This window comes from Rhizobium skierniewicense Ch11, assembly GCF_023757665.1.
Classification (GTDB): domain Bacteria; phylum Pseudomonadota; class Alphaproteobacteria; order Rhizobiales; family Rhizobiaceae; genus Agrobacterium; species Agrobacterium skierniewicense.
Window position 1 is genome coordinate 501,801 of sequence record NZ_RXPG01000005.1, and the last position, 23,084, is coordinate 524,884.

Genomic DNA, 23,084 nt, shown 5'->3' on the forward strand with positions numbered 1-23,084 from the left:
AAATTTCGTTGCCTACCTCGAGTACCTAAACGCCGAGCAAGCGGAGAATAGAGCCACACGGCGCTGCATCGTTCGCATTGTTAAGGTGCGCGGCTGTGATGGCGAGATATCGGCGAGAGAGGGCTGGCGCATGTATTGCCAGTGCAAGCCCCACATGATTGGCCGCGAAGGCAAAGGTGGCCTGTGATGCCTGAGCGCCTCGTCGCGTCGATGGTCCAATATTTCACCTCCTCTGAGCCGCCGCCCGTCGGCCTCGAGGATTTTCTGAAGGAGAACGAACTTGTTGAATAAGCTTTGGGCCAAACTGGCCGCCACATGGCGCACCGATGAATCCGGCGACCCCGACAAGGACGCCTATTTCGACAGCGGTATGTGGGCCGCTGTTCGTGAGCGCGAAGACAAAATCGCGGCGCTCGGTGCCGAATGCGAACGCCTGCAGGCGCTGGTTCATGTTCCGGACCGATCACCACTGAGGTCAAATTGACGATCTGAAGGATTGATAGTCACAATCAGAAAGCCAATGATCCGAAGCTTTTCAATTATCGGATTGATCTCTGACAGCTTTGGTACGTAGACATTTAGGAAGACCCTCGATCCTTCCGTTTTCCAACCCAGACTTTCAATCGTTCCGAGCGCTCGATGAATTGCTTCATCCACGGGTTCGCTCAACTGCGACGAATCCAGTACAATTTCAATGTGCGCGGGCATATCCTGAGCAAGGATTTCGGAGACACTAGTTGAAGTGTAATAGGGTTTGCTAGCTTTAAGTTTAGACAGAAAGGAGTCTGCGGGGCCGACAGGCCGCTTGCGCTTCAGCAAGGCGAGATCCTGTTTCACACTTTCCAATTCATGCAAAAGTAGTTTGTCGATTGAAGTAGCCGATTTTTCTATTTGCTGAAAGTTGATAGCCTTGGTGACAGGATTGTCCGGCAAATGCTCCGGCGCTGTCGCGTCCCTAATCGCTTCTTCTAGCTGCCTCCGGGCCTCCAACAAGTGGCTGTGCTGATGCCAACTGAACTCGATGGCCCGATAGGGCTTAACATCAAAAGGAATTTCGGTGCCGACCACGAACATGTGTATCGTAGGCTTTCTGGTCATATGCCTGATACCCATTTCGTAAAACGCATTCGCGTTCAACAAACTCATGTCACATATGACTAAATCCGAATCTATTAGATGGTTGATCATCTGCGTATCGATCATGCCAGGAGTGGTGATCTTATCCGAACGCGTTACTTTGAAGGTAAGCGGCAAGGAGACCCCATCTGGCGCGGCTGATGCTGAGTAGGGTATGTCGGGCATACGAGTTGTCTGAATGTGAGGATCTATGTCTAGACCTGCGGCTGGCCTTGGGTTGATGCGAATGATCGAGGCGGTGCCCGATCGCCTTGACGGGTCGCCGCGACAGTTGCGGCGGTTCTGGTCCGACGAGTTCAAGGCCACAGCGGTTGAGCAGGCCTGTCAGCCCGGTGTGAACATGTCTGCAGTGGCGCGGCAGATCGGTATCTTGCCGTCTCAACTCTACCGCTGGCGTAGAGAGCTGTTGGGCAGTGATGGGTCTGGACTAGCAGCGGCAGTTGATCCGCAGAGCGTCGCACCTGACCCCGTCGTCGAAATCGACATTGACGGTATCGTTGTGCGGGTTGGCCGGCAGGTTGAAGAAGCGCATCTGCAGCGTGTCATCCGAGCGGTTCGCTCAGCATGATCCCGGCAGGTGTAAAGGTCTTCCTGGCCAGCCATCCCATCGACTTCCGCAAAGGGCCGGACAGCCTGCTGTCGCTGGTGCGGGATGCTGGCAGTGATCCATTTAACGGCTCGCTTTATGTCTTCCGGGCCAAACGGGCCGACCGGATCAAGATCGTCTGGTGGGATGGATCCGGGGTTTGCCTTTACGCCAAGCGGCTGGAGAAGGCGCAGTTTTGCTGGCCGCGGATAGGCCACAACCGAGTCCAGCTCAACCATGCCCAGCTCTTGGCGCTCGTTGACGGCATGGACTGGAAACGGGTGCGCTCGGTGGCGGTGAAGCCGCCGGAGATTGTTGGGTAAATGCCTGCGGCAAAGTGAATCAACCGCCTGAAAGGGCAGGAAAACCGGAGCAAAATATGCTCTAGTAGACGTCATGACGCCGCCCGATCTGCAGCTCCCGGATGATATAGAGACCCTGAAAGCTATGGTCCTTGCCATGGCCGAGAAGGCAGCGCGCACCGAGGCTCTTGAGAGCGAGGTCGCAGACCTGAAAGCCAGAAACGCCGATGCTGATGAACGCATCGAACGACTGACCCAAATCCTGAAAGCCTTTGATCGTGCCCGCTTTGGCCGGCGATCAGAAAAACTCGGCTCTCCAGGCATCGATGATGAGCAGCAGGCCTTTGTCTTCGAGGAAATCGAGACCGGCATCGCGGCGATCCGAGCCCAGGTCAACAAGGGCGCAACCCATCCCGACAGCAAACGTCCGCCGCGGCCGCGCAAAGGCTTCGCACCGCATCTGGAACGGGTTGAAGTGGTGATCGAGCCGGATGAACTGCCCGAACACGTCGGCAAACAGAAGGTGCTGATCGGAGAAGACGTCTCGGAGCGACTTGACGTCGTGCCGGCGAAGTTCCGCGTCATCGTCACGCGCCGACCGAAGTATGCCTTCAAAAATGAAGACGGCGTCATTCAGGCCGCCGCACCCGCGCACATTATCGAGGCGGGCATTCCGACGGAAGCGCTTCTCGCGCAGATCGCCGTCTCTAAGTATGCCGATGGCCTTCCGCTCTATCGGCAGGAGGCAATCTATGCTCGCGACAAGGTCGAGCTTGACCGGAAACTGATGGCTCAATGGATGGGTAAGCTTGGCTTTGAACTTGATATCCTGGCCGACTACATCCTCGCCGAGATCAAGAAGGCTGAGCGTATCTTCGCTGACGAGACGACGTTGCCCACACTCGCGCCCGGATCCGGATCGGCCAAGACGGCCTGGCTTTGGGCTTATGCCCGCGATGACAGACCCTTCGGTGGCAGTAGCCCGCCGATGGTTGCCTATCGCTTCGAAGATAGCCGTGCTGGCGATCGGGTCGCCCGGCATCTGAGTGGCTATCGCGGTATTCTGCAGGTTGACGGACATGGTGCCTATAACAAGCTTGCCAGATCTGACGGAGGCAATGACGGCGTGATGCTGGCCTACTGCTGGTCCCATAGCAGGCGCAGGTTCTACGAGCTCCATGCCTCAGACAGCTCCAAGATCGCCACCGAGACGGTGGAACTGATGGCGAAGCTCTGGCAGGTGGAAGAAACAGCTCGCGGGCAAAGCCCTGACGCCCGTGTCGCCGCGCGCCAGGCGACATCTGCTGCGGTTGTCACGGAGCTCTTCGCCCTCTGGGAGAAGACCCTACCGCGGATCTCTGGCAAGTCGAAGCTGGCCGAGGCGATCCGCTATGCAACCTCGCGTCGCTCCATCTTCGAGCGCTTCCTCACCGACGGCCGCATCGAGCTCGATAACAACATAGTCGAGCGTGCAATCAGGCCCCAGACAATTACCAGGAAGAATAGCCTCTTCGCCGGCAGCGATGGCGGTGGAAGGACTTGGGCAACAATCGCCACGCTCCTTCAAACAGCGAAAATGAACAATATCGATCCGCAGGCCTGGCTCACCCAGACACTCGAGCGCATAGCCAATGGTTGGCCCAGCAGCGATCTCGATGCACTCATGCCGTGGAATTACACGCGCTGAACGGTCTCAGCTTGCCGCTTACCCTTGATGGTCCAGGCGGTCGGGTTATCGACCTGTGCACTGGTATCGGCATTCTCTCATACTTCATTGGCAAAAGGGCTAGATGGGATAGCGGAGGACGCACAGTTGCAGGGCGAATGCGACCACTCGCGATGGTCACTCAAGGGGTTCTGCTCTTATAAAAAAGCCGCCGAAGCAGTGTCTTCGGCGGCTTTTACAATTCAGTTTTTACCGTGCGTTGAACCGAGGCTAGCCGTGCAATCTTATGCCGCCCGGCTGGAGAAGGACGACTTGACGCGATCCAACAAGCGGTTCGCGGGCGACCCGGTGTTGACGGAATGCTGGGTGTGATGCGCCGCTGAGCCTATTTCGAATTTGCCAACGAGTTGGAAGAGAGCCTCTGCTTCGCGAGCGAGAGAATGGCTCGCTGCGGTGGACTCTTCCACCATCGCCGCGTTTTGCTGTGTTCCCTGATCCATCAGCGAAACAGCATGATTGATTTCCTTGATGCCCGTGGACTGTTCACGCGAAGCTTCCACGATGGACAGGACATTCACGCTGATTTCCTTGACCTGCTCGACAATCTGACCGAGTGCCTCACCGGTTTCGCCGACGAGGGAGACGCCACCCTTTACATGTTCACCCGATTTTGCGATCAGGGTCTTGATGTCCTTTGCAGCCTTCGCTGAACGTTGCGCAAGCTCGCGAACTTCCTGGGCCACGACTGCGAAGCCCTTGCCTGCCTCACCCGCCCGCGCCGCTTCCACACCTGCATTCAGTGCCAGCAGATTGGTCTGGAAAGCAATCTCATCGATAACGCCGATAATGGTGGAGATTTCGTTGGACGACGCTTGGATTGCGTTCATCGCATTGATAGCATTCGTGACGACGTGGCCGGAATGCTCGGCATTTTCGCGTGTCGCGCTAACCAGGCGACCCGCTTCTTCGGCGCGGCGGGTGGTATCTGCAACGGTCGTGGTGATCTGTTCCAGAGCAGCTGCAGTTTCCTCAACAGATGCTGCCTGCTGTTCGGTACGCTTCGCCAGATCGTCAGCCGCAGAGCGAATCTGGTTCGATCCTGCGGAGATGGCCTGCGCGTTACCGCTCACGTCCACAATCGCATCTTCCAGACGCTCGATGGCGGCATTGAAGTCCACGCGGATCTTATCCAGGCGCTCGGCAAATGTCTGCTCGATACGGTGGTTAAGCTTACCATTCGCCATCGCGCCGAGGCCAATGGCCAGCGTATCCACTGCAAGCTGCACTTCTGCGGCATCTTCCGCCTGACGCTTTTGCTGCTCGATGCGCTCACGCTCGGAGAGAGAACGGTTGGCTTCCGCCTCGGCTTCGAGACGCAATCTATCCTGCGCGTTCTGCTTGAAGACGGCGACGGATTTGACCATGTCACCGATTTCGCTTCGGTCTGCAACCGCATCAATGTCTGCCTCTGCATTGCCAGCGGCAAGCTCACGCATGGTCTGCACGATCCGCGTGACGGGGCGCGTGATGGAGCGCGTGACGATTGTTGCCAGAACCGCCACGACGGCCAGAACGCCGATGGAGGTGAGGATGGAAATCAGGAAATCCTTGTGCTGCGCATCGGCAGAGGCGGTTGCATATTCCTTCAGCTCCAGACCGGTTTGATCTTCAACTGTCTTTAGCGCATTGATGCGGTTGGTCGTTGCCTTGTACCAGTCTTCACCGGTAACGCTGCTCATCTGGCCACCGAACGGAGCCTGAAGTGCGACGCTACGCTGCTTCTCGACAAGCTGGCCGGCATCGCTCGAAAGCGCTGCCTGAAGCGCCGCACGCTGCGGTGCGCCCGCATAGCTGTTGAAGTCTGCAAAATACACGTTCTGCATGGCGCCGAACTTCGCAAACTGCTGATAGCCTTCAGGCGTGAATTTGCCGGTCGCGAAAGCTGCCGTACCAATGGTACGTTCCTGTCCAGCGCGCTCTTTGCCCTGCAAAAGCGCAGAATAGGCGACGATCCGATTCGAGATCGTGCTGTCGGTCGTAAGCGAGCTCATGGATTCGATCAGCTTGATCAGGCTACCGATCGTGTCTGCGAAATAAGAAGCAATATCCGGCACGGTTGCCTTCAGTGAGGAAACATCTTCACGCATCGTCCTCAGCCTATCGATTTTGCCTTGCGCTGCAAACGCCAGCTCCTTCATTGCCGGACCACCAATGGCGTCATTGGATGTGAGGTTCAACGCCTTGAAATTCGCGATTGCAGCATCTGCGGCAATACGCTGCTTATCCAGAAGAGAACCGAATTCACCAACGCCCTTAGCGCCGACGAAGCCAGCGGAGGCGCCGCGTTCTTTCTGGATTTCGTGAATGGTGGCACCGATGATGGGTGCCATCGAAGAGATTTCCGCCACGGACCGTGCTTCCGAAGCATGCCCGAGGCGCTTCACATTGTCCTGAGTGACGGCACCAATCAACGCGATGGTTGGAATAGCGGCAACAAGAACGACACGCGTACTGATTTTCAGATTACCAAATATGCTCACGTAAAGCCTCGATTTTTGCTTGCTGAATGAGCATCAATGGATCTGCTTGTGCTCAAAGATAGGACAGATAATAGTTTTGATAGAGAACAATTATTTAAGCTTGGTTAGCGTGCCTAGTTTTTCGTCAATAGTGAATACTATTATATCAAAAGTGCAGATCTGCGTTCCGTCGCTCCTGCGCTGTCAGCAAGTATGGCCCCTTTAATGTTCAGGGGCCTAGATACGGCGTCCGAGCAACCGAGCTAACATGCGTCGAAATCAACCCCAAATATTGCGAGGTAGGCCGCAAGCTCTTGCCGGAGGCCCGCTGGATCAATGCCGATGTGTTCGACTATCGCGCCCTTGATCTGGACCGTTACGATATTGCAATCGGCAACCCGCCATTCGGACGCGTCCGACGCAGCGCCACTGGACCGCGCTATCGGGGAGCAGAGTTCGAATTTCACATCATCGATATTGCCGCCGAGCTGGCCGACTATGGTGCGTTCATCGTTCCGCAGGGCTCCGCGTGATTTCAGTATTCCGGCAGACCCTATTTCGACCGGCGCACACGCGGCAAAGGTGTCGATTTCGAGAAGGTGACGGGCTTCGAAATGGATGCAGGAGTAGGCATCGATACGGCCATTCACAAGGACGCTTGGAAAGATACGTCCATCATCTGTGAAATCGTCTGCTTCGATTTCAAAGAGGCACGTCAGCGCGCGACTGATGAGGCGATGCGTATCGCAAGCCTGCCTGTCCCGAAGGCTTCCCTTCACCACGTCGAACAACTCGCATTCTTTCAGGGGGTGGCGAGATGCAGCGCCGAAGTGTGGAAGTATACGATGTTTATTCCGGTCTTGGAGGCACATTTACGGTTGAAATCGTAGAGCAATTGAATGCGGACTGGGTGAAAGTCCGCGTTTGGTACGGTCGAGCCACATCAAGCGCTTGGGAGTGCTGGCCTGAATGGGATGGCTTTCGAATGGAGGTCAGCCGCCGCGATCTTAGAAATAAGCGCCAGATGAAGCTTTTTGCAGAGTGATTTGAGAGGAATTGATTTGAGCCGGTATGAAGTTGAAGTGAAATCGGAAACGCGCATCGATCCAGAAGCGGTCATCGGTTTCGATCCACCATTGCGAACCTATTTCATCACAGCATTTCCCGATGAGGAAACAGATGAGCCGTATCTTTGGCTTGGAACCCGCATCGAAGAATTTCCGAGCCTTGAAGCCCTCATGTGCGGGCAGAAGGCTTTCAGGTTGTCGGATTGAAGCAGGATCACATCGTTGCAATGCTGAAAGAGGCAAGCCAACGTCACCCACCGAGCGCGGGAGAGCGCGCTGGATTTGTATTTTAGCAAGGCGCGTTGATTGGGAGGCGCTCGATGCGCCTGTCTTCTCCGTCCTTTCAAAAGTTCCTCACATCCACAATTTGCTGGTAAGGATATGCAAAATAGGATATTATAATATCCTCGAAAGGATATGCTTATGCCGCTTTATATCAAAGACCCAGAAGTAGACCGACTTACCGACGAACTGATTGGCCTCACGAAAACGAGTAAGGTCGATGCGGTCAAGAATGCGCTCATACGGGAGATTGCCAATCGCAAGGGAAAATTGCCGATCCGCGACCGCCTGGCAAAGTCCATCGCCATGGCGCGGGAGGCTGGCCCCTTTGCCCCCGGCGATCACAAGCGCGAGACTGATGAAATGTGGGGCGAGGAATAATGCTTCTTATTGATGCCTCTGTGATCGTCGCCATTCTTTCGGAAGAAGATGACGCGGCCTTTCTGATTGACCGCTTGGACCACGACGGAGGACCGTTCTATGTCTCGCCAGTCGTGCGGGTAGAGGCAACGCTTTCGTTGACCCGCCGACTGGCCGAGGCCACCGGCAAGGACAAGCCAGCCACGCCGGAAATGATGGAATCCGCCCGCCGCATGGTCGATCAATTTGCGGCCGATCTGGATTGCAAGGACGCGTTGATTTCCGCAGACGTTGGCAATAAAGCGCTCGATGCTGCGCTACAGTTCGGCAAGATCATGAACCATCCGGCAAAGCTCAACATGGGTGACTGCTTCGCCTATGCCTGCGCAAAAGCGTACCGGACCAAGATCGCCTACAAAGGCGAGGATTTCGTGCATACGGATATCGGATGGCAACATCATTGAGCGCGATACTGGCGCGAGTTAGCTTGTGAAAACAAACAGGCCGATCCCGAACAATATGATGAGCAAGGTCATAACCCTTTGAATTTTCCGCTCCGTTTCATTCTTCGGTTTATTCGCGGGACCGAACAGACTTCCTAAAATCGATTCAACAAAACAGCCGAGCATTCATGAGCCTTCAATATTCAAAAATTACTGCCTTCATTATAGCGCTGCCAGCAGTTGCCGTGTCCGGAATAGCTCACGCGAGATCAAGTCTACCTCCACAGGATTTTCAAGTAGAAGTCATCGACGGTGACACTCTGCGTGTGAAAGGGTCAAGGCAGTCGATCCGCCTTTTCGGCGTCGATGCCTGCGAAGCAGAGCAGACGGCGAAAGCCCGAAACGGAGCGGTCATGAGGTGCGGTGATCCAGCAGTCAGCGCTTTGCAGCGCTGGACTGCTGGCCGAACGATCCGTTGTGAAATCCGCGACTATGACCGCTACAGCCGCGCACTCGCGGTTTGTGGAACGGCCCAAGTGCCGGATTTCTCAGCCGAGCTGATCCGGCAAGGCTTGGCTATCGCCTATCGATATCGATCACGGGCTGTCTGGCCTGAATATCAGCGCATCGAGGACAGCGCCAAGAGGCAAGGCAAAGGAATATGGGCCTACTCGTTCGATGAGCCGTGGGTCTATCGGAAGGAACATAAGCAGTAAGTGCGACCTGGCTCTACAATCGAAAAACGTCTGCGTTATCCTGCCGGTCACGCAGACCCTTGTACGCCGCATGTCGCAGTTTGCGATCCGGGGTAATCTGCCGAAACTCGATTTCGGCAATCAACGTGGGTTGGACCCATACAACCTCTCGCTTGCCGCCGTACGGGACAGGCGATTTTGGTTCCGCCATTTCAATTTGTCCATCATGGCGCGCAAGCCAATGGCTGCCCGTTCTTTGAAACCTGTACCGACGCTTCCGACATATCGCAGCTCATCGCCCTCGTAGGCCGCCAGCAGCAGGGACGAGAAACCGCCGCTTGCGGATATGGACGGTTCATAGCCGACGATCACGAAAGCTTCGCTCTGCACGCATTTGAGCTTGACCCAATCGCCAGTGCGGCCACTCCGGTAGGCGCTATTGCGATCCTTGCCGACGATGCCCTCCAAATCCAGTTCACAGGCGGACTTGAGTAGGACTAGCGGATCATCTACCGCGATCTCCTCTGAAACTCGGATTGCGCCTGCGTCTTCCTTCAGCATTTCCTCGAGCATGTGTCGCCGGAATCTGTATGGCTCGCCGCGAACGTCGCGACCGTCGAGATAAAGCAGGTCGAAGGCCATAAGGACTGCATTGCTGGAAACCAGCTTGCCGCTACGGCGTCCGACCGCTCCCAAACTGTTCTGCAGGGCGTCGAAGTCAGACCGGCCCTGTTCATCCAGAACGACGCCTTCACCATCGATGATAAACGAAGCCGGGCCGAGGTTGCGTGCCGCTTTCACAACTTCTGGAAATCGATCAGCCCAATCATAGCCGCCGCGCGTCAACACGCGGACGCCGGAGCTGTCAGAATGGATGGCAAGTCGATAACCGTCCCATTTCACCTCCCAACCCCAATTTGAGCCAGACGGAGGCTTCTGCTTCAGGAGCGCAAGGCATGGTTCGACGCGCTCAGGCATCGGCTCAAACGGCAATGCCGCTTGCGCCTTGTTACGCTTGCGGATGGGGCGCGACTGGATGGGTTTGCCATCATCGCGAAGCAGCGGCTTTGATCGTGGTCGAGGCGCTTTCGTCATAACGACAGCCTGCGCCCGAAACCTTTATAAAAGTTTCAGGCGCATGTCCCAACTTCCAGCTGCGTCAGTCCGGCATTCTCGGTGCCAAGGGTTCAAGTTCTGGACGCGGGTAGGTTCGAAACTCGTCTGCCCACTTTGCGGGCGAAGGTATTATCTCGAATGGGGGAAGCGCGTCATAGACGAAATCGAACTTGAAGCCACCGTCTGGCTGGAGCCTCACTGTCACTGAGTACCATGCGTGACGATTATCGTGCTGAGAAGCCATGGCTCTACGAAGTCCGCTCAGTGCATCAGATCCTTCATCTTCGACCACAAAAGACCCGACACTACCGTCATCTAGCTGAAACGATCCGGTTTCCTCGGCAAATTGTGTGATGCGAAGATAGTGATAGCTTGCCTCTGTCCAACCCTGATCCGGGATAGCATCGAGAATAGCTTTGGCGATTGTTTCATAAAGCTCGTTGATTTCAGGGGAAATGCAGTTCATTCCCGTTGTTGATCGTGCCAAATCCTGATCACGCTGTCCTGGCAGATGGCGCGGATTGTTCGACCTTGCCTGCACGCGCTTTCTGTTGGCGTTCTCGACAGTCGGCGATAGTTCCATTTATGGTCGCAATCCTGCCCAGTAGGCTTAGAGTTATCAGAGAGCCGACCGATCCGAACACGAGGGCTGTCATCACATATATCTCAGCCCAAAATGGCTGCTGGAACCAAGATGCGAGCCTTGCGAGGGCGAGATGATAAAACACCAACGCGCTTGTTGTCGTAACCACAAGAAACGACGCACTCAGGAACTTTGACCGGTATTCCGTAAAGTGATCGCGTCCCAGGTGCCTACGGGCTTCTTCAACTCGCTCTTCAAGAGTTCGTTCTTTGCTCCAGAATTTAAACACCTGCCAAGGTATTTCAGCTTTCAAACGGCCATAAACATAAATCGCAAAGGCAGCTGCGAGCGATGCCAGAAAGCTCCAAAAGAAGTCTACAAATGTCATCCGTTGTCCCTCTATCCTTGAAGGGTGTATCAGGGGCAAAGTTGAACCAAGTCTTTAAGTTAGTTTCTCATTTTTAACAGTACCGGGAAATTTGCTATCATCTACGTTGAAGTCGCCAAAAGCTGCTTTCGTTAAGGCATGATCGCAAGAGGTGGGTAGAATGTGCGGACGTTTCACAAATCTCATGACCTGGGCAGAACTGCATCAGCTCTACAGCATTCATGATATCGCTCCGCCTAGCTCGAATATGCGGCCGAGATACAATATCGCACCAACGCAGGACGTGTTCTTTGCGACAAAGCCTGAAGGGCATGAAATGGCCCTTCAGCAAGGCAGATGGTGGCTTGTGCCGTTCTTCGCAAAGGAGCTTCCAAAAGCAGCGATGTTCAACGCCCGTATCGAAACCGTCGAGAGCTCCGGTGCGTATCGTGAGCCGTTCAAAACGAAACGTTGTCTCATCCCTGCGGATGGATATTTCGAATGGACCACAAATGAAGGGGACCGCAAGAAAGACCCATGGCTTCTCCAACTTCCTGACGCGCAATCGTTTTCATTTGCCGGATTGTGGTCCCATAACGACAAGCTCGATGTGACCAGCTGCACGATAATCACTGGACCGGCGGTTGAGCATATTTCTCATATTCATGGACGAATGCCATTCATTCTGCACCGCGATTCCTACGGTGATTGGCTCGATACCACCATTGAGGGACAGAGTGCCAAAGACGTGCTTAGTGCCGGTCAGATCAATGATCAGCTCGAATTTTTCCGGGTTGGTCGAGAGGTCAACTCGTCCCGATACGATGGCTCAGACACGAAAAAGCCGGTGATCAACACGCTTTGAGCAGGCTATCTCGCACTTGCTATCGGCAACTCCTTTATGTTCGTCGTATAACGTGGCGATCTGCGGTCAAATTTCGTTTGCCAGTCGCGCTTTATTCCGACTGAAGCCGGCAAAAGGGTGCCACGCCCAAACTTTGCGTTGACAGCGTCAAGCGCCGTCATAAGCCGTTCCGATCGGTCGCGGTCGCGGGCCTCAAAAAGAGGCCGCAGTTGAGATCGCGCCGCTACCAGATCGTTCATGATGATGCCCGCCTTTGCGTAACGATGACCGTCCTTGAAGATTTTACGCCCACCCCGCTGGGCTGCGCTGATCAGGTCGAACGTATCGTTCGTCGCTTCAGGGAAATGCACTGTTGTCTGTGCCGAGTGCGGCCTATCCCTATGATTAAAGCGTGATGTGTGCATGAAAACGGCGAGATGGGTAGCTTCTAGCCCATGGCGACGAAGCTTTTCCCCTGCCCTCATTGCATACGCGGCGACAGCCTCGAGCATCACGGCGAGATCCGCTACAGGGGTTCCGAAAGAGCGTGTAACAGCGCAACCCTTGCGCTGCGGCGGCACGTCTTCGAGAGGAAGGCATGAAACGCCTTGTAGCTCTAATACAGTTCGTTCCCCCACGACGCTCAGGAGATTTCGCGCAAGCCGCGCATCAATGCGGGCTAGGTCGCCAGCAGTTTCTATTCCAAGCCCAAACAGCTTGCGTTCAGAGGCAGCGCCGACACCCCAAACCTCTCCTACCTCGATACGATCCAGCCAGCTTCGCCGCGCGGCTGGTTGCGTCAAATCACAAACGCCGCCCAACTCCGCGTTCTTCTTGGCAACATGGTTCGCGAATTTCGCAAGCGTTTTGGTTGGGCCGATACCGACGCAGGTTGGTATGCCTGTCCATTGCTGGACCGTAGAGCGAAGATCGCGGCCGAAAGCTTCGCGATCTTCCGGCCTGATATCGGTCATATTGAGGAAACTTTCATCGATGGAGTAAATCTCTACATCGGGCGACCATTGGCGGTAGATGGCGTTCAGCCTAGCGCTCATGTCGCCATAGAGGGTATAATTGCTTGAAAAAACAGCAACATCGTTATCTCGACAGAGATCGCGGATTTTGAAGTACGGTTCACCCATGCCGATTCCAAGCACCTTTGCTTCCGCCGTCCTTGCGACAGCGCAGCCATCATTGTTCGAAAGAACAATGACAGGGCGCTTGGCAATGCTCGGATCAAACACCCGTTCACAAGAGCAATAAAACGAGTTCCCGTCGATCAGCGCGAAAGATGTCATGGCTTTTTCCTGGGCCGGAGCCAGTGAACGTTACACATTGCAACGCCCCAAATCTCGACTTCGGCAATTTCAGGCAAATCGAACATCGGCATGTCCGAATTTTCAAAAGTCAGCTTCGGCCGTCCGCCGATCAGGCGGAGCCTTTTCAATGATCGTTCGCCGTGAATGGTGGCAACGACAATATCACCGTCAACCGGGGTTACGCTGCGATCCACAACGATCAGGTCGCCATTGAAAATTCCCGCATCACGCATCGAGTTTCCGTCAACCTTCCACAGATATGTAGCAGGAGGGTTGCGGATTAGCAGCCGTGTGAGATCGATTGACTCATCGATATAATCATCAGCTGGAGACGGGAATCCGGCGCATAGCCCATGGAGCATAAGCGGGACGTGTATTTCCGCCTCAAATTTCAGGCCGACGAGCATTCCAGATGGACCTTTCAAGAGTGAACTTCGAAAGGAACAAATAGTGAACACAGGAGGCGGGTAAAATCAAGATGGACGATTACGCGACTTATGTTTTGGACTACTCGGATGGATTGGGTTCGCCGTCCGCTATTGCCACGACCATCGCTGCAATCTTTTTGCGCACCGCGAGGTCATCTATTCTGTCGAACGCTTGATTAAGTAAACGACCCTCAGCGCTCGTTACGAACGTGGCAACCGTGTGTGGAGCGACATTTGTTTCGTTGATTTCTGCAGGATCGTTTTCCTGGTCGAAGAAGTACGATACTGGAACATCAAGAGCCGCAGCTATTTTCGACAGCCGACCAGCACCAACGCGGTTCTTGGCATTTTCGTATTTCTGAATTTGCTGGAAGGTTACGCCAACAGTCTCCCCCAACGATGTTTGACTCATCCCAAGTGCCTTGCGCCGGACGCGAATGCGCCGACCGACTTCAATATCAGCTGCTTGGGGTAGTCGTTTTTCGTTGTTCTTCATTGTGGCTTCAGGTTCTAGATAGGCTCTTTATCTGCCTATATGTTCAATCATAAGGTGACATGTGTAGAAGTAATAGCGCCCGACAAAAACCCCCCGAAAATTATGGGGTATATTATGTTGATGCTTTGCCAGTTCGGTAAGCTTCTACTTTTGAAAGTGCATTGATGCCAGCTGCTATAACAAATGCAAATCTTTCAAAAGCCCCCGGTCAAACGGATATCGACGTGGGCAGGAAGGTCAGATTTCAACGCATCATTCATGGTTTGAGCCAAGCCGAGCTAGGAAATGCACTGTCGGTGGCAAGGCAACAGGTTCAAAAATACGAAAGCGGTACGAACCGTCTACGTGGGGATCAAATCGTCACACTTTCCCGACTGTTCAGGGTGCCAATGGAATATTTCTATGAACCTGACCCAGAACGCAGTGGCCTCCCCTTCAGCGTTCAGCAAAAGGCAGACGATGATCTGTTGCGGTTCGTCCGCTCGAAGGCTGGCAGAGAATTAAACGCCGCGTTCGTTAGGATTCGCGATCCGGAAGGTAAAAGACAGGTGGCGGCGCTTGCTGACAGCCTTGCCAGGGAGGAAAGGAATGGCGATTGAATTCGAAGATCTTCCTTACAGCCGTCTGGAAGAGCATATTTACTTTCTCAAAATGCTTGGTGTTGGGGAACGGTTGCTGAAGGACGTGGCGCACGTTCTCGAGGAGCTAGGGAAAGATCACCGCTATCCTGTTCCCCCGCATTTGATCCTGTTGTTACCTGCCGAAATGATACCGCGCCGCTTGTTAAAGATTGCCGAGGTAGATGTTGCGGAATTCCGTATGGTCGCCCACAGCCTGTTGCAGATCAGGGCTGCCCATGGTGATAAACCTTCAAAAGCCGCCGGCTTCGCAGTTGCCTCCAGCCTGCGAGGCCGAGGCACCCCGGAGCGGCGACGACGCCTTTCAACGCGATCCACGCTTACAGATCGAGAGATCAAGAAAGTGGTTCGGAACCTTCGATCGCTCGACGATTCCAATGAGGAAACTCCTTGAGGGAGGTTCTTTCACCTTGAGGTTTCGCTACTGCCCTATGTTCTGGAATAACCGAAGCCGGAGCGCGCTTATCCAAATTGCGCTGTAGGGACGGCGAAGGCCACTTTACTACTATCAAAAATCAAAGTGGCAGCGACATATCAATACATGCTGACAGGAAGAGGCGGAAGCAAGATTGAGATCATAGTAAATAACAGCTTTGTCGTTTTGGCTTTTGTCATCTCGGGAGGAACTTGTTCACACCCTGCGGAGACGCGCTTTACAACTGCGGTTGAACCTTTAGCAGTAAATTTTAGTTGGTTTGAGGGAATATCTTCAAGACTCAATTGCACCGCTATATTCTGCTTCATTGTCTCAATTGATTTTACTTGTTTAGGCGAGAGTTCCCCAATTGCTCGAAGACGCCCATCTACCAAAAGATCGAGTCTCGCTGTCAGCGTTTCGGGACGGTCCTTATCCGTTCGAAACATGAGCTTTGTCACTCCGGCCGCAGCGATAGCTCCGAGAGTAAACGCGTCAACTGTCCTATCCGAGGTGACGTACACAAGTTCGTAGCGACCAGACTGACATTTCAAGCCGATTTGCGACGTCCCCTGCTCAATGTACCCGTACCGGGTTTCATGGTCAGCAAAGTCATCTTCAACAGTTTCGAACTTCCATTGTCCAAAGGCGGCATTAGCAGAAAACAAGGTGATTGCAGCAACCGCTATCAGACGTTTCGTATAATTTTTCATTTTAGCCCCCAGCTTCGTCTTAAAACTACGAGGACAATCTAAAGTGGAGGTTAAGTCTGTGACCTCGTGTTCACTGTAGTTATCGTTTGGTTAAGTTGACGACCGTGTGACCCTTAACGATTTTTAATTCCTACCCCTTGTAAGACTCAACTCTTATCTTATGTAAGACTCATACATTCCCGTTTGATTGGATTGATTATGTTTGGAGCTACGGAACTGGAGATGGAAATCTTGCGGTTGCTGATGACAGGTAACCGCCTCTACGGTCTGGAAATGGTGAAGGAGTCGGAGAGGCTGAAGCGCGGCACAATCTATGTGTATCTGAGCCGCATGGAGGAGAAAGATTGGGTGAAATCCGAAGCTGAAAAGGAGCCATCAATGCCAGGCCTTCCTAGAAGGCGCTACTGGATCACAGGAAAAGGTCAGCGTGTGTTTGAGCGCGCCTCTGAATTGCGGAAGGAGTTTATGACATTGAGCGAAGGATATGCAGTATGAATTCCGACAAGAGTTCAAATGACGATAGTGGCTCTGGTGAACGCCAAGCGCTTTCTCTAGATGCCGACATGCAACCTAAATTTTTCTCCCATCAGTTCAACTCAAACTTTATGGGACACAACTCTGTTGACCATTTCCGCCCAAAGAGCTTTGTTAAGCAAACAGTGTACGGAATAATGTGGCTCAGCGAAGCACAGAACCGGCAGGTGGCAAAGACGCTAGCGTCAGTCATCAAGGGGTCCCGAACTGTCGTCGAAAAAGAATATAAAATTGAGCGCCCGCCGGGTCATCGCGCAATAGGAATCTTGCAAGCGGTTTTACCAAAGTCAGTATTTGAGCGCGTTTACGGCCAAATGGTCGCAGACAGTCGCGCTGAATTTTACGAAGCTCTCGATAAAAACGACTACCTTGAGGCCAAAAAGATCAAACGCCACCTGAATTACTCTTTGATCCTAAGTGCTTTGACATATGTTGTCGGTCTGCCGTTTCATCTTCTATCAAAATGCTTCAACTGGTATGACAAGAGCGAGTAGTGGGGCCGCAGCCCCACCTGCGAAGTTTCATTTGAGGCCTAGATCAGCTTTTCCAAGTTTCATGAGCTGAGTGCGGGTTCGTTCGAGGATTGACCATTCCTGCTGCAAAGTGGACATCCAAGATCGGTCAATATTTGATGATTCGTGAAGGTCAGTCTGTAACTTTGCTAGAAGAGCCGCAGCTTCTGGCGGTAAGATGAAAGCTGCGACAGGTATTGTTTCTTCAAGCTTTCGCATCAAGACTCTGTAACGCGTTCCCTTGTCATCAGTCGCAGAACTCCCATCTAGTGCCTCCTCCCTTATCCACTCGTTGATTATCTGGTTCATAGTGCCGGTAGCCGCTAAGACGTCTGAATAAGCCGCGAGCTTCTTCTCCCAATGCTTTTCCTTTTTGTATCGACCTAGAGCCCACTTAACAGCGGACCAAGCGACTAAAAGAGCCAACCCTGCCTGAACAACAATTTTAGCAAAGTCAAAAACAACAACCCACCACGTGATCAAATGTTACCCCTCGCGAATGTCCTGTTCAAAGAGAGAGAGCCGTCGCTCGACTGCAAAGGTCTAGGCAACGGCTCCGTCTCCCTATTTCCAATGTTCAGGAGACAAGAAAAAATTTATTACCACTTAGCTGATTCTGCTTTCAGGATTGCACCAAAGTATCAAAATCACGCCATGAACTATAGTCGCGCTTAAACCTGAACCTGATCCGCTCAGCAGTGCTAGCCACATGACGGGCCCACCATTTTACGAAAGCAGCGCGAGGAAAACATCTCAATCACGACGTCGCATTGCTCTTCTGTTAAGTGTCCGCAAACGATCCTTATCCGGACATTTTAATGAAGGTGTCAGTTGTATAGCCAGAGGCCAGTTATCGGCACTTCGAAATTCTCACAAGACTGGTCCGAATTAATTCTCGCTTAACGGGCGTTATATGATACACCGTGAGGATGACAGGAACCCTTATCGGATATGCTCGCTGTTCGACTGACAAGCAGGACCTCGCTTCTCAGATCACAGCACTTCACAAACTCGGTGTAGAACCTGACCGCATCTATACTGACCACGGCTATAGCGGCACGAACCGCAATCGCCCAGGTCTGGATCAGGCCCTTGCAGCGGTGCGAGAGCATGATACCCTAGTCGTTCCGAAGCTCGACAGGCTGGCCCGCTCCGTTCCAGACGCTCGCTCGATATGTGACGATTTATCGAGGCGCGGAGTGAAGCTTCAGATTGGATCTTCGATCCACGATCCAGCCGACCCGATGGGACGGCTGTTTTTCAATATTCTGGCAACATTCGCTGAGTTCGAGTCTGATCTAATCCGGATGCGTACTAGAGAGGGACTTGCCGTTGCTCGCGCAAAGGGCAAGTTGAAAGGTCGTGCTCCGAAACTGAACGCCAAGCGCGAAAAGGATCTCCGCCGACTATATGATAGCGGAGAATACTCCATCAGTGATTTGATGGATATTTTCGGTATCGGGCGTGCGACGGTTTACCGATGCCTCAATCGTAATCTTCCGACGACGGAAAATTCTCAATGAAAGTGAAGCCGGAAAAGTCATGCCGTTTTTTCTCGTTACGCAAACCGTTCTCATCGAGGCAGACGACGAACAGGCCGCGGCGCTTAAAGCTGTCGATCTGGTAAGAGCAGGCGGCGAGATCACAGTCGCTGTAAAAGCTGATGAAATAAAGACGACATACATAACCGTCCCGGCGCAGGTTATCGAAGCTCACGCGCTCGTAGTTGATGAAGAGGTCGAGGGATCTGACCCAGCAAGCGCTGATAAGGAAGCTAAAAATGAATCGTTTTTGAAGCGGATTTTCTCATCCGTTTCATTCCGACCTTAGGGAGTATACATGTGAATGACGTCTGGATTGCGCCAATGGAAGTCATCGCTGCGCTAACCTATGGCTTTTGCAAGGATGTCCATCAGCGCAGTGAGCGTAGTTTGCACCATCAACCATGCCGGGATGGCGGCGATTGCTGCGGTCTTGCCTACCGTCTTCGCAAATTCCTCGGTAGCGATGTCAGCCTTGGCACCGATCCACTTGGCGACCATGCCGGCCACCCGCGCGATCGTCTGCCCGGCAGCTCGCAGTCTGCTGGTAGATGGCGAACCGGTAGCTGACTCCTGCCGGATGGTGGCTATCGCTGCTAGGGTCTTGGTGCGGTCGTCCTCTGTAATGGCGAACTCGTCGGGCGGTTGATTATGGCCAATTCCAATGAAGTCGCTGCTCCCTATGCCCTGGCCGATCGGCACTGCATGTATTGCGCGTTCAGCGTCCGTGGCGGCGGCAAGCAATTGACCAATCAGCGCCTGTCGGTCATCGAATGCGGACGCGAAGGGCGAGAAGTCGCTTGAGCGATCCGTTTGAATTGCAAAGCGCAGGCGTATGACGTTGCCAGATGGCAAACTTGAATGACCGACCTCAAGGAGTTCGACTGCTGCGAAAAAACCTGAAGTGTTTCGAAGTAGAGCGATCTGCCCAACGCGGGGCGTCCGGGTGCGGGAGGTGAAGTCAGCGGCAGCAACCACTTTTGGTGTCACCTGACCGATAGTTGCAACGTCTTCTGCTATTGCTACCCCTTCAATACCTGCTGGATCGTTGTAAAGATGGGCTGACCCTTGACCTGCACTGCTCCAGCGAGTCTCAAACGCCCAAGACGCTGCGCCGATTACAAACCGCCCATCATAGCTTGCATAGTTGAAAGTGGCTTCGCCCATCGGCCGTTCATCTTTCGGCGGCTGAACACTATTCAACTTCGGCAATTCAGTCTCCGTCTACAACTTAACCTAAACTCGGATTACCACATTGAAAGCGTGCATGCATAGCGCCACCCAAATGGTCCGCTTCGCGCCAGGAGCAGACGTAGCGGCACGCTTCGATCAATTTCGCCTCTCGCCTCTATTTAAGTCGTTGACGCACATGCCAGAAATCCCGGAAGCTTGCTGTCCGCTTTCACTTTTCATGCAACAGTTAAGTTGAGTGGTAGGTCGCGCTTGCGTCTCTTTATGCGGCCAGATAATAAAGCATTTATATGGGAGGGGGCTTTCATGAAAACCATCATTGCAACTGCAGTTGCTTGCCTAATTTTGCTAGGTGGCGGCCTGGCTTTCATCAGCTACGCTGGTAGTGATCCTAGCACTGAAGATCTGGACCGAGACCTCGTTAATATTGCAAACGAGATATCTACTGCAGAAGCGCAAAAGGCTCGCTACGACGGCGGTGCGATCAGCAGCCTCATCGATGTTCGCATTGAAACGCTGAAGGTGACCGCTGCCATGCTAGAACAGAAGCGCCTCAGCTTCCTGCGGCGGATCGACCTGAACTATAATTTGAATGGCGAGCTCCATCAGCCGGACGAAAGAAGGATTGCTGCTATCGGGGCAGACCTAGCCGCAGCCACGAGCGAGCGTGACCGCTTAAGCGCTGAGGCCAGTCGGTACACCGGTGGGTTAGTCCAAGCAATCGCCTTAGCAAATGCTGCGACAGCAGAATTGAGTATTTCCCAGCTTCAATTGGCGCTGCTGTCTGAACGGTATGGTTTTACTTGGAACCGGCTATCTGAGGGGCGGTCCGCAACTCCCATGGGCCAGGAAACAGTGGAGGACGGTGACGCGCTATGAAGAAAACATTGGCCTTTCTTGCTCTCCTTCTAATGACGCTGATTCAGCCGGTTCTCGCTCAGGAAGCTTCCGCCCCTTTTGGCCTCAAATGGATGGTCAGTGCTTCCGAAATCGAAAAACTCGGTGTTGTACTGCGTCCTGCGGAGAGCGCGACGTTCGGCAAAACTTACGTCGCGACTTCTTTGCCCAAGGCGCTGGCTGACATGAAGTTTGTGATGCTGTCGTTCGGGCATGACGATCGCCTCTGGCGTGTCGTGGTTCTAGGGGAAGAGTTCGTCAATGACCAGTATGGATCCCGCATCATAGACCGTTACAATCAACTCGCTGCTTCTCTGGCAAAGAATTATACCGAGACTGGGGTGTACGAACGTCGGCCCAGCGATACCTTCTATGGTAGGGCGGAAAATTTTGCGTACTCCCTTAGCCAGAACGAGGCCAATTGGTTTCGGACTTACAAATCAGATGCCACCACAGTCGAGCTTTCGGCTAATTCAAATCACAAGAGCACATTCTGGCGCCTCATTTACGTCCAGCAAGAGGGGAAGAAGGCGTTCGAGGCCGGCAAGGCTGGCGCCGAGCTTGATGCGCTTTGAAAAAGCGCTGTGAGATAGCCTCGAAAAGCAGGTCGATGTCACGCGAATGCGTGAGGAGCAAACTGCCCGCATTCTACCCCCATTTCAGACTTCTGGGGAATGCCTAAGGAACGTCCGCAATGGGCCAAAAGGCGACTTCCGGTAGAATTCATCTGCCTGCCTTTCTCCAACCAGCATTCCGGGCGTCGGCTTCTGAACAGAACCAGCGCTCGCCGTAGTCTGTTCTGATGCGGGTGGAATCGTAGTCGTACTGTCCGGGAACATGAAAAATCCGGATCCCAGAACTGATACTGATGTTACCTTTGATATTGCATGCCGGATCCCACAGTTCACGCGGCAGCAACGTATATCCGCCCATGGCTAGAAAAGCCGCAGTAGATGATGCTATCACTATAAGGCCGAAGTTGCTCATATGAGCCATATACTATGCTGATATTCAAATATTATTGATCTGATGGCTAAAATCCAGCCTATCGGTCTACGAGCGCTCCGTGCTTGGTTCGCTTTTCCAGCCCACAGGGCCGGAGCCTGCGCTAAGCGCTGGCGAAGCAGACGAAGGCCAGAACGCGCTTATCCAAATTGCGCCGAAGTGACGGCCGAAGTCTTGTGGAAAACACCGCTATGATTTTTTACGTCGAGCCAGTTCAGAAAACGGTTCGCGGCCTAAAGCAGCCGCGAGCTTGCGCCAATCGCTACCCCCCATGCAGGGAAGACGCAGAATTTGAACGCTCGGCAGGTGAGCCATGTCCTCTACCGTTTCATAACCATGCTGGTTAAGCATGAATACGGTTGAGGGCTTCATCTTGATATCGGAAAGTGATTTTGCATCGCTTGTCATCCCTGCACGATTCACAACAATCACGCCGTTAGCAATGTGCAAATCTGCAGTTGGGCCTAACGAGGCAACTGACCCATGATCCATCGATTTCCGAGGCGGTTGCCACAGGCTCGACAACGTAATCTTGCTTGCAGTGAAGCGAGAAAGGCGTTTCCCCATTTCTTGCGGACTGCCTCCCGGTCGATCCACGTTTCGCGCTCACACGAAGAACAAAAGCAACCAAGCGTGATGTATTGTGGAAGATCATCCAGCGCCGTGTTGACCGGATCAGGAACCGGCCCAATGTAAGTGATCTGGTCACGTTTGAGTTTGCTAGCTTCGGCATCCCTTGGCTGTTTCATAACCTGTCCATAGCAGCCAATCTTGCAGTCATTAAAACTGCGCATGTTCGATGAGCTTCATCTTAATGAGTGATACCATAGAACGAGCGCAAAATACTTGCGAGGTACGATGATGGCATCGGTGCCAGATTTATTGAGAGACGTTCATACGATCGCTGATCCCTGCGAAAAGCTCAGGCAGGGTTTCTCTGAAATTGCTTCAGACAATTCGACAGACCCCGAGTTGCGTCAGGCAGCAGCCGATCTGGCCGACGCCATCGAGCATGTGTTCAGGGTTGCCAGATATATTGCTGACAAGAGCGGGAAAGAGTGAGCGGAAGAAACATCCATAATCAAGCTCGATGGCGTGTCCCTTCGGGCCGGGCTCTAGTCGCTGCGCGCCCCGAACCCGCAAGCGGTTTCGGCCCATTCGGGTAACGATCCCTCACGCGAGATCCGCGCACAGTTTCAATATCGCAGGCAGGATCGAATTATATCAGAAGGAGCGCGCAGGCGCGCACATTCACAAAGCAGGCGGGCAGCAGGCCCGCCTCCCCTCTTTCCATTTCAGTTTCGCCCAAGCGCCCCCGCTCGGAGCCGTTCAAGGGGCAAGCGCGATGCGCGTTGGTCCGGCCTACGGCCCGCCCTGCGAAAATCGGCTTTCAGCGCTGCGCGCCGAACCTTCCGATTTTCTTGTGCG

32 protein-coding genes and 1 pseudogene are annotated in these 23,084 nt (G+C 53.5%); 20 read left to right on the forward strand and 13 right to left on the reverse strand.

The genetic code is table 11. From position 1 onward, the window contains the following. Positions 1-280 precede the first annotated feature (280 nt). Positions 281-484 (forward strand): hypothetical protein, encoded by a 204-nt coding sequence (locus EKM04_RS05865; protein WP_183896975.1) that lies wholly within the window; start codon positions 281-283, stop codon positions 482-484. Here the strand turns inward: EKM04_RS05865 and EKM04_RS05870 are convergent. Further along, positions 448-1,302, reverse strand: a complete 855-nt coding sequence (locus tag EKM04_RS05870; protein ID WP_183896976.1) for a hypothetical protein — start codon at positions 1,300-1,302, stop codon at positions 448-450. The genes EKM04_RS05865 and EKM04_RS05870 overlap by 37 nt on opposite strands. Positions 1,303-1,327: 25 nt before the next feature. Between EKM04_RS05870 and EKM04_RS05875 the strand changes: the two genes are divergently transcribed. The 3 genes from EKM04_RS05875 to tnpC all read left to right on the forward strand — a co-directional run bounded on the left by EKM04_RS05875 (position 1,328) and on the right by tnpC (position 3,712). Continuing rightward, on the forward strand, positions 1,328-1,705 hold the full coding sequence (locus EKM04_RS05875; RefSeq protein WP_183897996.1) for a transposase: 378 nt from the start codon (positions 1,328-1,330) through the stop codon (positions 1,703-1,705). After that, on the forward strand, positions 1,702-2,046 hold the full coding sequence (gene tnpB / locus EKM04_RS05880; protein WP_183897997.1) for an IS66 family insertion sequence element accessory protein TnpB: 345 nt from the start codon (positions 1,702-1,704) through the stop codon (positions 2,044-2,046). The genes EKM04_RS05875 and tnpB overlap by 4 nt, the downstream gene beginning before the upstream one ends. A gap of 73 nt (positions 2,047-2,119) precedes the next feature. Continuing rightward, entirely contained in the window at positions 2,120-3,712 is a 1,593-nt protein-coding gene (gene tnpC / locus EKM04_RS05885; protein WP_183897998.1) for an IS66 family transposase, read from the forward strand. A 263-nt stretch (positions 3,713-3,975) separates the two neighbouring features. On the opposite strand, the gene EKM04_RS22890 is transcribed toward tnpC, so the two are convergent. Continuing rightward, a complete protein-coding gene (locus EKM04_RS22890) occupies positions 3,976-6,231 on the reverse strand; it encodes a methyl-accepting chemotaxis protein (protein WP_327786372.1) in 2,256 nt (751 codons plus the stop codon). A gap of 293 nt (positions 6,232-6,524) precedes the next feature. On the opposite strand from EKM04_RS22890, the gene EKM04_RS05900 reads away from it, so the two are divergent. From EKM04_RS05900 to EKM04_RS05925, 6 genes are all read left to right on the forward strand, one after another. Then, the gene (locus EKM04_RS05900) at positions 6,525-6,743 is read left to right on the forward strand and encodes a class I SAM-dependent methyltransferase (protein ID WP_183897786.1); all 219 of its coding nucleotides are present in this window, start codon (positions 6,525-6,527) and stop codon (positions 6,741-6,743) included. An 81-nt stretch (positions 6,744-6,824) separates the two neighbouring features. Continuing rightward, positions 6,825-7,100, forward strand: a complete 276-nt coding sequence (locus EKM04_RS05905) for a hypothetical protein (protein ID WP_183897785.1) — start codon at positions 6,825-6,827, stop codon at positions 7,098-7,100. 171 nt (positions 7,101-7,271) lie between these two features. After that, complete coding sequence (locus EKM04_RS05910) at positions 7,272-7,484, forward strand: hypothetical protein (protein ID WP_234911053.1); 213 nt, start codon at positions 7,272-7,274, stop codon at positions 7,482-7,484. A 216-nt stretch (positions 7,485-7,700) separates the two neighbouring features. After that, on the forward strand, positions 7,701-7,940 hold the full coding sequence (locus EKM04_RS05915) for a type II toxin-antitoxin system VapB family antitoxin (protein ID WP_183897784.1): 240 nt from the start codon (positions 7,701-7,703) through the stop codon (positions 7,938-7,940). Then, entirely contained in the window at positions 7,940-8,383 is a 444-nt protein-coding gene (locus EKM04_RS05920) for a type II toxin-antitoxin system VapC family toxin (protein WP_183897783.1), read from the forward strand. Before EKM04_RS05915 ends, EKM04_RS05920 begins: the two co-directional genes overlap by 1 nt. A gap of 167 nt (positions 8,384-8,550) precedes the next feature. Beyond that, positions 8,551-9,078 carry a thermonuclease family protein gene (locus tag EKM04_RS05925; protein WP_183897782.1) on the forward strand — a complete coding sequence of 176 codons (528 nt, stop codon included), beginning with the start codon at positions 8,551-8,553 and terminating at the stop codon, positions 9,076-9,078. Positions 9,079-9,091: 13 nt separating this feature from the next. Here the strand turns inward: EKM04_RS05925 and ligD are convergent. The 3 genes and pseudogenes from ligD to EKM04_RS05940 all read right to left on the reverse strand — a co-directional run bounded on the left by ligD (position 9,092) and on the right by EKM04_RS05940 (position 11,144). Beyond that, positions 9,092-10,152: pseudogene (gene ligD, locus EKM04_RS05930) on the reverse strand (non-homologous end-joining DNA ligase). A 64-nt stretch (positions 10,153-10,216) separates the two neighbouring features. Further along, a complete protein-coding gene (locus EKM04_RS05935) occupies positions 10,217-10,639 on the reverse strand; it encodes a hypothetical protein (protein ID WP_183897781.1) in 423 nt (140 codons plus the stop codon). Between the two features lie 28 nt (positions 10,640-10,667). Beyond that, complete coding sequence (locus EKM04_RS05940; RefSeq protein WP_183897780.1) at positions 10,668-11,144, reverse strand: hypothetical protein; 477 nt, start codon at positions 11,142-11,144, stop codon at positions 10,668-10,670. A gap of 160 nt (positions 11,145-11,304) precedes the next feature. On the opposite strand from EKM04_RS05940, the gene EKM04_RS05945 reads away from it, so the two are divergent. Next, entirely contained in the window at positions 11,305-11,988 is a 684-nt protein-coding gene (locus EKM04_RS05945; RefSeq protein WP_183897779.1) for an SOS response-associated peptidase, read from the forward strand. 5 nt (positions 11,989-11,993) lie between these two features. On the opposite strand, the gene EKM04_RS05950 is transcribed toward EKM04_RS05945, so the two are convergent. The 3 genes from EKM04_RS05950 to EKM04_RS05960 form a co-directional block, all read right to left on the reverse strand. After that, positions 11,994-13,265, reverse strand: coding sequence for a Y-family DNA polymerase (locus EKM04_RS05950; protein WP_183897778.1), 1,272 nt, complete (start codon positions 13,263-13,265; stop codon positions 11,994-11,996). Beyond that, positions 13,262-13,693, reverse strand: coding sequence for a LexA family protein (locus EKM04_RS05955; protein WP_252094043.1), 432 nt, complete (start codon positions 13,691-13,693; stop codon positions 13,262-13,264). Before EKM04_RS05955 ends, EKM04_RS05950 begins: the two co-directional genes overlap by 4 nt. Positions 13,694-13,793: 100 nt before the next feature. Further along, complete coding sequence (locus tag EKM04_RS05960) at positions 13,794-14,210, reverse strand: helix-turn-helix domain-containing protein (protein ID WP_183897777.1); 417 nt, start codon at positions 14,208-14,210, stop codon at positions 13,794-13,796. 164 nt (positions 14,211-14,374) lie between these two features. Here EKM04_RS05960 and EKM04_RS05965 point away from each other — a divergent pair, with 164 nt between their 5' ends. Then, entirely contained in the window at positions 14,375-14,809 is a 435-nt protein-coding gene (locus tag EKM04_RS05965; protein WP_183897776.1) for a helix-turn-helix domain-containing protein, read from the forward strand. Next, positions 14,799-15,242, forward strand: coding sequence for a hypothetical protein (locus EKM04_RS05970; protein ID WP_183897775.1), 444 nt, complete (start codon positions 14,799-14,801; stop codon positions 15,240-15,242). The genes EKM04_RS05965 and EKM04_RS05970 overlap by 11 nt, the downstream gene beginning before the upstream one ends. A gap of 140 nt (positions 15,243-15,382) precedes the next feature. Here the strand turns inward: EKM04_RS05970 and EKM04_RS05975 are convergent, their stop codons facing one another. Beyond that, positions 15,383-15,976, reverse strand: coding sequence for a hypothetical protein (locus tag EKM04_RS05975; RefSeq protein ID WP_183897774.1), 594 nt, complete (start codon positions 15,974-15,976; stop codon positions 15,383-15,385). 198 nt (positions 15,977-16,174) lie between these two features. Here EKM04_RS05975 and EKM04_RS05980 point away from each other — a divergent pair, with 198 nt between their 5' ends. After that, entirely contained in the window at positions 16,175-16,471 is a 297-nt protein-coding gene (locus tag EKM04_RS05980; protein WP_183897773.1) for a PadR family transcriptional regulator, read from the forward strand. Further along, positions 16,468-17,004, forward strand: a complete 537-nt coding sequence (locus EKM04_RS05985; protein WP_183897772.1) for a hypothetical protein — start codon at positions 16,468-16,470, stop codon at positions 17,002-17,004. Before EKM04_RS05980 ends, EKM04_RS05985 begins: the two co-directional genes overlap by 4 nt. Positions 17,005-17,031: 27 nt before the next feature. Here EKM04_RS05985 and EKM04_RS05990 read toward each other — a convergent pair whose 3' ends face one another. Beyond that, positions 17,032-17,505, reverse strand: coding sequence for a hypothetical protein (locus tag EKM04_RS05990; protein WP_183897771.1), 474 nt, complete (start codon positions 17,503-17,505; stop codon positions 17,032-17,034). A gap of 446 nt (positions 17,506-17,951) precedes the next feature. Between EKM04_RS05990 and EKM04_RS05995 the strand changes: the two genes are divergently transcribed. Next, positions 17,952-18,545: a recombinase family protein gene (locus EKM04_RS05995; protein ID WP_183897770.1), complete on the forward strand. Its 594-nt coding sequence runs from the start codon at positions 17,952-17,954 to the stop codon at positions 18,543-18,545. A 19-nt stretch (positions 18,546-18,564) separates the two neighbouring features. Further along, entirely contained in the window at positions 18,565-18,852 is a 288-nt protein-coding gene (locus tag EKM04_RS06000; protein ID WP_183897769.1) for a hypothetical protein, read from the forward strand. Positions 18,853-18,905: 53 nt separating this feature from the next. Here the strand turns inward: EKM04_RS06000 and EKM04_RS06005 are convergent, their stop codons facing one another. Further along, positions 18,906-19,775 carry a hypothetical protein gene (locus EKM04_RS06005; protein WP_183897768.1) on the reverse strand — a complete coding sequence of 290 codons (870 nt, stop codon included), beginning with the start codon at positions 19,773-19,775 and terminating at the stop codon, positions 18,906-18,908. Between the two features lie 285 nt (positions 19,776-20,060). Here EKM04_RS06005 and EKM04_RS06010 point away from each other — a divergent pair, with 285 nt between their 5' ends. Next, positions 20,061-20,633 carry a hypothetical protein gene (locus EKM04_RS06010; protein WP_183897767.1) on the forward strand — a complete coding sequence of 191 codons (573 nt, stop codon included), beginning with the start codon at positions 20,061-20,063 and terminating at the stop codon, positions 20,631-20,633. Further along, a complete protein-coding gene (locus EKM04_RS06015; RefSeq protein WP_183897766.1) occupies positions 20,630-21,226 on the forward strand; it encodes a hypothetical protein in 597 nt (198 codons plus the stop codon). The genes EKM04_RS06010 and EKM04_RS06015 overlap by 4 nt, the downstream gene beginning before the upstream one ends. 148 nt (positions 21,227-21,374) lie before the next feature. Here the strand turns inward: EKM04_RS06015 and EKM04_RS06020 are convergent, their stop codons facing one another. Next, the gene (locus EKM04_RS06020; protein WP_234911054.1) at positions 21,375-21,584 is read right to left on the reverse strand and encodes a sunset domain-containing protein; all 210 of its coding nucleotides are present in this window, start codon (positions 21,582-21,584) and stop codon (positions 21,375-21,377) included. Between the two features lie 261 nt (positions 21,585-21,845). Next, entirely contained in the window at positions 21,846-22,148 is a 303-nt protein-coding gene (locus tag EKM04_RS06025) for a hypothetical protein (protein WP_350310105.1), read from the reverse strand. A gap of 369 nt (positions 22,149-22,517) precedes the next feature. On the opposite strand from EKM04_RS06025, the gene EKM04_RS06030 reads away from it, so the two are divergent. Beyond that, positions 22,518-22,718, forward strand: coding sequence for a hypothetical protein (locus EKM04_RS06030; protein WP_183897765.1), 201 nt, complete (start codon positions 22,518-22,520; stop codon positions 22,716-22,718). The last annotated feature ends 366 nt before the right edge of the window (positions 22,719-23,084 follow it).

Coding starts and splice junctions, on each gene's coding strand:
- EKM04_RS06015 (WP_183897766.1), top strand. CDS start 20,630: ATGAAGAAAACATTGGCCTTTCTTGCTCTCCTTCTAATGACGCTGATT.
- EKM04_RS06000 (WP_183897769.1), top strand. CDS start 18,565: ATGCCGTTTTTTCTCGTTACGCAAACCGTTCTCATCGAGGCAGACGAC.
- EKM04_RS05915 (WP_183897784.1), top strand. CDS start 7,701: ATGCCGCTTTATATCAAAGACCCAGAAGTAGACCGACTTACCGACGAA.
- tnpC (WP_183897998.1), top strand. CDS start 2,120: ATGACGCCGCCCGATCTGCAGCTCCCGGATGATATAGAGACCCTGAAA.
- EKM04_RS05960 (WP_183897777.1), bottom strand. CDS start 14,210: ATGAAGAACAACGAAAAACGACTACCCCAAGCAGCTGATATTGAAGTC.
- EKM04_RS05975 (WP_183897774.1), bottom strand. CDS start 15,976: ATGAAAAATTATACGAAACGTCTGATAGCGGTTGCTGCAATCACCTTG.
- EKM04_RS05985 (WP_183897772.1), top strand. CDS start 16,468: ATGAATTCCGACAAGAGTTCAAATGACGATAGTGGCTCTGGTGAACGC.
- EKM04_RS05950 (WP_183897778.1), bottom strand. CDS start 13,265: ATGACATCTTTCGCGCTGATCGACGGGAACTCGTTTTATTGCTCTTGT.
- tnpB (WP_183897997.1), top strand. CDS start 1,702: ATGATCCCGGCAGGTGTAAAGGTCTTCCTGGCCAGCCATCCCATCGAC.
- EKM04_RS05995 (WP_183897770.1), top strand. CDS start 17,952: ATGACAGGAACCCTTATCGGATATGCTCGCTGTTCGACTGACAAGCAG.
- EKM04_RS05875 (WP_183897996.1), top strand. CDS start 1,328: ATGTCTAGACCTGCGGCTGGCCTTGGGTTGATGCGAATGATCGAGGCG.
- EKM04_RS06010 (WP_183897767.1), top strand. CDS start 20,061: ATGAAAACCATCATTGCAACTGCAGTTGCTTGCCTAATTTTGCTAGGT.
- EKM04_RS05870 (WP_183896976.1), bottom strand. CDS start 1,302: ATGCCCGACATACCCTACTCAGCATCAGCCGCGCCAGATGGGGTCTCC.
- EKM04_RS05925 (WP_183897782.1), top strand. CDS start 8,551: ATGAGCCTTCAATATTCAAAAATTACTGCCTTCATTATAGCGCTGCCA.
- EKM04_RS06025 (WP_350310105.1), bottom strand. CDS start 22,148: ATGGATCATGGGTCAGTTGCCTCGTTAGGCCCAACTGCAGATTTGCAC.
- EKM04_RS05945 (WP_183897779.1), top strand. CDS start 11,305: ATGTGCGGACGTTTCACAAATCTCATGACCTGGGCAGAACTGCATCAG.
- EKM04_RS05920 (WP_183897783.1), top strand. CDS start 7,940: ATGCTTCTTATTGATGCCTCTGTGATCGTCGCCATTCTTTCGGAAGAA.
- EKM04_RS05955 (WP_252094043.1), bottom strand. CDS start 13,693: ATGCTCGTCGGCCTGAAATTTGAGGCGGAAATACACGTCCCGCTTATG.
- EKM04_RS06030 (WP_183897765.1), top strand. CDS start 22,518: ATGGCATCGGTGCCAGATTTATTGAGAGACGTTCATACGATCGCTGAT.
- EKM04_RS05905 (WP_183897785.1), top strand. CDS start 6,825: ATGGATGCAGGAGTAGGCATCGATACGGCCATTCACAAGGACGCTTGG.
- EKM04_RS05935 (WP_183897781.1), bottom strand. CDS start 10,639: ATGAACTGCATTTCCCCTGAAATCAACGAGCTTTATGAAACAATCGCC.
- EKM04_RS05980 (WP_183897773.1), top strand. CDS start 16,175: ATGTTTGGAGCTACGGAACTGGAGATGGAAATCTTGCGGTTGCTGATG.
- EKM04_RS05970 (WP_183897775.1), top strand. CDS start 14,799: ATGGCGATTGAATTCGAAGATCTTCCTTACAGCCGTCTGGAAGAGCAT.
- EKM04_RS05965 (WP_183897776.1), top strand. CDS start 14,375: ATGCCAGCTGCTATAACAAATGCAAATCTTTCAAAAGCCCCCGGTCAA.
- EKM04_RS05940 (WP_183897780.1), bottom strand. CDS start 11,144: ATGACATTTGTAGACTTCTTTTGGAGCTTTCTGGCATCGCTCGCAGCT.
- EKM04_RS06020 (WP_234911054.1), bottom strand. CDS start 21,584: ATGGGCGGATATACGTTGCTGCCGCGTGAACTGTGGGATCCGGCATGC.